The 6,696-nt window shown below is 68.4% G+C and carries 6 protein-coding genes; all 6 read right to left on the reverse strand.

All coding sequences use genetic code 11. From position 1 onward, the window contains the following. Positions 1–83: 83 nt before the first annotated feature. Positions 84–1,700, reverse strand: coding sequence for a response regulator (locus CS062_RS11580; RefSeq protein ID WP_158238759.1), 1,617 nt, complete (start codon positions 1,698–1,700; stop codon positions 84–86). A 208-nt stretch (positions 1,701–1,908) separates the two neighbouring features. Next, a complete protein-coding gene (dnaJ, locus tag CS062_RS11585) occupies positions 1,909–3,054 on the reverse strand; it encodes a molecular chaperone DnaJ (protein ID WP_099861784.1) in 1,146 nt (381 codons plus the stop codon). A gap of 116 nt (positions 3,055–3,170) precedes the next feature. Next, a complete protein-coding gene (gene dnaK, locus CS062_RS11590; RefSeq protein WP_099861785.1) occupies positions 3,171–5,141 on the reverse strand; it encodes a molecular chaperone DnaK in 1,971 nt (656 codons plus the stop codon). 146 nt (positions 5,142–5,287) lie between these two features. Further along, the gene (gene grpE / locus CS062_RS11595) at positions 5,288–5,830 is read right to left on the reverse strand and encodes a nucleotide exchange factor GrpE (RefSeq protein ID WP_099861786.1); all 543 of its coding nucleotides are present in this window, start codon (positions 5,828–5,830) and stop codon (positions 5,288–5,290) included. Positions 5,831–6,006: 176 nt separating this feature from the next. Next, the gene (locus CS062_RS11600) at positions 6,007–6,438 is read right to left on the reverse strand and encodes an RNA-binding S4 domain-containing protein (protein WP_099861787.1); all 432 of its coding nucleotides are present in this window, start codon (positions 6,436–6,438) and stop codon (positions 6,007–6,009) included. Between the two features lie 16 nt (positions 6,439–6,454). Next, on the reverse strand, positions 6,455–6,696 hold a 242-nt coding region (locus CS062_RS11605), incomplete at its 5' end, for a sensor histidine kinase (RefSeq protein WP_143742316.1).

Raw genomic sequence — 6,696 nt, forward strand, 5'->3', positions numbered from 1 at the left:
ACCGGCCCTTGTAGTGGTCCCACCTGAAGCTTCCCTGAAGCTTCGCCCTGTCGCGCCGCGGCGCGGTCGCCGAGGACCGGCTGTCATCCCCGCAAGGCCATGCCGCCAGCGGCACGCGCCGCCTTCAGCCCCTGGCCGCTGGCTTGCACATAGCGGCGCTGCAGATCCTCGATGCGAGGCGCCAGTGCATCGGGATCGCTCATCCGTTCGCGATAGCGCTTGAGCACCAGCGCCGCCATGTCGATCAGCTTGGCGTTCAGCGTCAGCCCGCCTTGTTCGACCAGCAGTTGCACCCCGGTCTGCGCGTCGCCGCGCATCGCGTGGCGCATCGCGGTTTCCGAGATCGCGAAGACCCGCGCATTGGCATCGCGCATCAGCTGCGTGCTGGGCTCATGGCCCTCGGCCATGCTCAGCATCACCTCGGTCGCCGACTTGGAGCTGCAGAAACGCAGGCCGAGCTGGCTCATGAGCGTGTCCATCTCGCTCAACTCGATGTCCTGGCGCGCCATGCGCACCCACAGCGCGATCAGCAGGCAGGCGGACTCCAGGTCGAAGTCCTCGTCCGCGGCGCGGCGCGCGAACTGGCGCGCCAGCTGCAGCGCATCGGCGAGCCGGCGTTCCAGCAGCAGCCGCAGGCCCTGCAGCAGCACGTCGAAGCGCTGCAGCCGTGCGTCGCGCGGCGCACGGTCGATGCCCTGCGCCAGGGCGTCGGCCGCGTACTTCAGTCCCTTGCCGTCCTTGGCGTCGAAGCGCATCAGCGCCAGCAGGGCCAGGCTGTGCCAGTCGAACAGCTTGGAGCGCAGACCCTGCGCGAGGCTGCGTTCCAGCATCCGGAGCGCTTCGTCCCGCTGGCCGGCATAGAAGGCCAGCGTGCCGCAGTGCTGCTGGCGCAGCAGGCAGCCGGGCGTCAGCGTCGCGGCCGTGCGGTAGGTGGCGAGCGCGGCGTCGATCTCGCCTTGCTCCATCTGGACCCGACCCATCAGGTCATAGCTGTCGGCCTGGTCGGGCATGTCGCCGATCAGGGTCTCCAGCGTGCGGCGGGCGGCGCTCAGGTTGCCACTGGCCACCTCGGTCCGCGCCACGCCCAGCCGGGCCCAGGGCACGGTGCGGGCGGCGATGATGGCCTCGTACAGCTCGCGCGCCTCGGCATGGCGCTCCAGGCGCAGCAGCAGTTCGGCGCCGATGCGCGCGGCATAGAGCCAGTAGGTCGCCTTGCGCTGGAAGCGCTCCAGGCAGAGGTCGGCGGCGCGATCGAAGTCGCGGGCGTCGATGGCGTCGAAGATCGCTTTCAGCTCCAGCTTGCGATGGCGCGCGTTGGCCAGGCGGTCGGCCAGCGCGGCACTGGTGTAGGGCTTGACCAGGTAGGCATCGAGCGCCGCCTCGGCCGCCTCGGCGACCTTCGCATAGGAGGCCTCGCCGGTGACCATGACGAAGACGGTGGCGTAGGGCAGCAGCTGCTCCCGCCGCAGTTCATCCAGCAGGTCCTGGCCGGAGAGCTCCGAGCCGTCGAAGTAGTAGTCGCACAGGACGATGTCGTAGGGCTGCGTTTCCAGGATGACGCGGGCATCGCGCACCCGCGTGGCCTGGCGCACATGCCCGACGCCGAGTTCACGCAGCTGGGCGGTCATCAGGCTGCGCGAGGTCGCGTTGCCGTCGATGACCAGCGCCTGCGTCTTCGACAGCGGGCTGGCGAGCGTCATGACCGCCGTCCCGCGGGCGCGAGCGCCCATGTGAAAAAGCCCGCCTCCGAAGAGAGCGGGCCGGCAGCACCCCAACGATGTGTGCGAATGTCGTCAACCACGAGGCGGATTGTCCGCCCGGCGATCGCCGCCGGTCCCCCGGGTTTGCGTGGGGGCAGCGGCTTGAATTCCCAAGCACGGCGTGAACTTGCACGCCGCTGTTGGTGGCTTACTTGAAGAGGTCTTTGACCCGGTCGGTCCAGCTCTTCGCATTGGGCGAGTGGCGCTCGCCGCCATCGCGCAGGCTCTTGTCCAGTTCCTTCAGCAGCTTGCGCTGGTGCTCGGTGAGCTTGACCGGCGTCTCGATGCTGATGTGGCAGTACAGGTCGCCCGGGTAGCTCGAGCGCACGCCCTTGATGCCCTTGCCGCGCAGGCGGAAGGTCTTGCCGTGCTGCGTGCCCTCGGGCAGTTCGATCTCGGCCTTGCCGCCCAGCGTCGGCACCTCGATCGTGCCGCCCAGCGCCGCGGTCGTCATCGACACCGGCATCGTGCAATGCAGGTCGTCGCCGTCGCGCTCGAAGATGTCGTGCTGCTTGATGCGGATCTCGATGTAGAGATCGCCCGACGGGCCGCCGTTGACCCCCGGCTCGCCGTTGCCGGCGGAGCGGATGCGCATGCCTTCGTTGATGCCGGCCGGGATCTTGACTTCCAGCGTCTTGGTCTTCTTGATCTTGCCGGCGCCGTTGCAGGTGGTGCAGGGCTCCGGAATGATCTTGCCGGTGCCGTGGCAATGCGGGCAGGTCTGCTGGATGCTGAAGAAGCCCTGGCGCATGTGCACCGTGCCGCTGCCGCCGCAGGAGCCGCAGGTCTTGGCGCTGGTGCCCGGCTTGGCGCCGCTGCCGTGGCAGGTGTCGCAGCCTTCCCAGGACGGGATGCGGATCTGCGTCTCCTTGCCGCGCGCGGCTTCCTCCAGCGTGATCTCCATCGCGTAGCTCAGGTCGCTGCCGCGATAGACCTGCTGGCCGCCGCCCTGGCGCCGGCCACCGCCTTGCTGGCCGAACAGGTCGCCGAAGATGTCGCCGAAGGCCTCGGCGAAGCCGCCGAAGCCTTCCGCGCCGGGACCGCCGCGGAAGCCCTGGTTCGGGTCCACGCCCGCATGGCCGTACTGGTCGTAGGCCGCGCGCTTCTGACCGTCCGACAGCATCTCGTAGGCCTCCTTGGCCTCCTTGAACCTGTCCTCGGCCTCCTTGGCGCCGTCCCCCTGGTTGCGGTCAGGGTGGTACTTCATCGCGAGCTTGCGATACGCCTTCTTGATGTCGTCTTCGCTGGCGTTCTTCGCGACGCCTAGGACTTCGTAATAGTCACGCTTTGCCATGGATCTTCCTGGGGGCCTCAAACCAAAACGCCGCGCGAGGCTGGCGGCCCCGCGCGGCGGCTGTCAGGCGACAGCGGTTGCCGATCGCGGCGCCGACCTGGGTCGGCGCGCACGGCTTACTTCGAGTCCTTGACTTCCTTGAACTCGGCGTCCACGACGTTGTCGTCGGCCGGCTTGGACGACGGCTGCGCCGCCTCGGCATGGTCCGCGCCGGCGGCGCCGGCCGCACCCGCGGCACCGGCCGCGGCCTGGGCCGCCTGCGCGTCGGCGTACATCTTCTCGCCCAGCTTCTGGCTCGAGGTCATCAGCGCTTCGGTCTTGGCGTCGATGTCGGCCTTGTCCTCGCCCTTGATGGCTTCTTCCAGGTCCTTGATCGCTGCCTCGATCTTTTCCTTCTCGCCGGCGTCCAGCTTGTCGCCGTGCTCAGCCAGCGACTTCTGCACCGAGTGCACCAGGCCGTCGGCCTGATTCTTGGCCTGCACCAGCTCGACCTTCTTCTTGTCCTCGGCGGCGTTGGCCTCGGCGTCCTTCACCATCTTCTCGATCTCAGCCTCGGACAGGCCGGAGTTCGCCTTGATGGTGATCTTGTTTTCCTTGCCGGTGCCCTTGTCCTTGGCGCCGACGTGCAGGATGCCGTTGGCGTCGATGTCGAAGCTCACCTCGATCTGCGGCACGCCGCGCGGTGCCGGCGGGATGCCTTCCAGGTTGAACTCGCCCAGGCTCTTGTTGGCCTGCGCCATCTCGCGCTCGCCCTGGTAGACCTTGATGGTCACGGCGGGCTGGCTGTCCTCGGCGGTCGAGAAGGTCTGGCTGAACTTGGTCGGGATGGTCGTGTTCTTCTTGATCATCTTCGTCATCACGCCGCCCAGGGTCTCGATGCCCAGGCTCAGCGGGGTGACGTCCAGCAGCAGCACGTCGGTGCGCTCGCCGCCGAGGACCTGGCCCTGGATCGCGGCGCCGACGGCCACCGCCTCATCGGGGTTGACGTCCTTGCGCGGGTCCTTGCCGAAGAACTCCTTGACCTTCTCCTGCACCTTGGGCATGCGGGACATGCCGCCCACCAGGATGACGTCGTCGATCTCGCTCACCGACACGCCGGCGTCCTTGATCGCGGTGCGGCAGGGGGCGATGGTGCGCTCGATCAGCTCGTCCACCAGCGACTCCAGCTTGGCGCGGGTCAGCTTGATGTTCAGGTGCTTCGGACCGGTCGCGTCGGCCGTGATGTAGGGCAGGTTGACGTCGGTCTGCGACGAGTTCGACAGCTCGATCTTCGCCTTCTCGGCCGCTTCCTTCAGGCGCTGCAGCGCCAGCACGTCCTTGGTCAGGTCGACGCCTTGCTCCTTTTTGAACTCGGCAATGATGTAGTCGATGATGCGCTGGTCGAAGTCCTCGCCACCCAGGAAGGTGTCGCCGTTGGTGGACAGCACTTCGAACTGCTTCTCGCCGTCGACGTCGGCGATCTCGATGATCGAGATGTCGAAGGTGCCGCCGCCCAGGTCGAAGACCGCGATCTTGCGGTCACCCGCGCCGTGCTTGTCCAGGCCGAAGGCCAGCGCCGCGGCGGTGGGCTCGTTGATGATGCGCTTGACGTCCAGGCCGGCGATGCGGCCGGCGTCCTTGGTCGCCTGGCGCTGCGCGTCGTTGAAGTAGGCCGGGACGGTGATGACCGCCTCGGTCACTTCCTCGCCGAGGTAGTCCTCGGCGGTCTTCTTCATCTTGCGCAGGACTTCCGCGGACACCTGCGGCGGCGCCAGCTTCTTGCCGCGCACTTCCACCCACGCGTCGCCGTTGTCGGCCGCGGCGATGGTGTAGGGCATCAGGTCGATGTCCTTCTGGACTTCCTTCTCCGAGAACTTGCGGCCGATCAGGCGCTTGACCGCGTACAGCGTGTTCTTCGGGTTGGTCACCGCCTGGCGCTTGGCCGAGGCGCCGACCAGCACTTCGCCGTCTTCCTGGTAGGCAATGATCGACGGCGTCGTGCGCGCGCCTTCCGCGTTCTCGATGACGCGGGTGGTGTTGCCTTCCATGACCGCGACGCACGAGTTGGTCGTGCCCAGGTCGATGCCGATGATCTTCTTCTTAGCCATGTGGTGCTCCTGAATATTGAAAAACTGGCGGAACGGTCAGCGCGGAAGGCTCGGTGAGGTGAGCGGCTGAAACATCGTTCCGGGATGCTGCTGATCTGTGGATAACTTCGCCGGGTTCAAGGGCTCCGGCCGATTTTTCGTTGCGCTTACTTCGGGGCCGACACGGTGACCAGCGCCGGGCGCAGCACCCGGTCGGCGATCAGGAAGCCCTTCTGCAGGACGGTCACGACCGTGTTGGGATCCTGGTCGGCCGGCACCATCGAGATCGCCTGGTGCTGGTGGGGGTCGAACTTGGTGCCGGCGGCCGGATTGATCTCCAGCACCTTGTTGCGCTCCAGCGCGGACTGCAGCTGGCGCAGCGTGGCGTGCACGCCCTCGAGCACCTGCTCGACGCTGGCGTCGGGGCGGGCGATGGCGGCGGTCAGGCTGTCCACCACCGGCAGCATCGCGTCGGCGAAGCCCTCGACCGCGAACTTGCGGGCCTTGGCGGTGTCTTCCTCGCCGCGGCGGCGGGTGTTCTCGACTTCGGCCTTGGCGCGCAGGTAGGCGTCGGACATCTCGGCCAGGCGGCGTTCGGTGTCGGCGAGCTTGGCCTCCAGCGTCTCGGGCACCGAGGCGGCGGCCGCGGCGGCGGCTTGCTGGGTCAGTTCGTCCAGCGTCGGATCGGGTTGTTGGTTGTCGGTCGTCATGGTTGGATGGCCCCAAAGCGGAGCCCGACTTCTCTTCGGAAGGGGACCGGCGTCTGTGGGGAGCCAGTCTGCGTCGGGCGACCCGCCGCATCTGGGGCCCATGGCCGGAAGTTCAAGAGGGGGATTTTGGCACCGGTGCGCGGGCAAACCCGGGGCCTGCTAGCCGCCCGCGCCGGTCACTCGTCGATGCTGGCGCTCCAGCGGTCGTCCCACTCGGCCAGCTTGCGGCGGTCATGCTTGGTCGGCCGGCCCTGGACGATGGTGTCGGCCGGCTCCGGCGCCAGGCGGCGCGCCTCGGCCGCGCGCTCGCGGGCGGCGAGGCTCTCCGGCGTTTCCTCGTAGAGCGCCTGGGCCACCGGCGCGGGGCCGCGGATGCTGCTCAGGGCCAGCACCTTGACCTCGCGGGCGACCATGCCCTGGCGCAGCTGCACGACGTCGCCGGGGCGCACCTCGCGCGAGGCCTTCGCCGCCTGGCCGTTGACGGTCACGCGGCCCTTGCCGATCTCCTCGACGGCGATCGAGCGGGTCTTGTAGAAGCGGGCGGCCCAGAGCCACTTGTCCAGGCGCAGGCTGGTCAGCTCGGAGGAGGAACGGTGGGAGGCAGACATCAGGGGGCGGATTGTCCTATGCGGGACCGGCGTCGGTCGATGCTGCCGCCGGCAGCCGCACCACGGCGTCCAGCCCCTCGATGACCCCGTTGCGCTCGCGGTTGTCCAGTGCCAGCGTGCCGCCCAGCGACGCGACGATCTCGCGGCAGATCGCCAGCCCCAGCCCCGAGCCGCCATTGGGCCCGGCCGCGAAGGGCTGGCCGAGCTTGGCCCGCAGCGACGCCGGGATGCCGGGTCCGCTGTCGCCGATGCGCAGCT

The sequence above is a fragment of the Roseateles chitinivorans genome (genome assembly GCF_002761755.1).
In the GTDB taxonomy this organism is placed as follows: Bacteria; Pseudomonadota; Gammaproteobacteria; order Burkholderiales; family Burkholderiaceae_C; genus Roseateles; species Roseateles chitinivorans.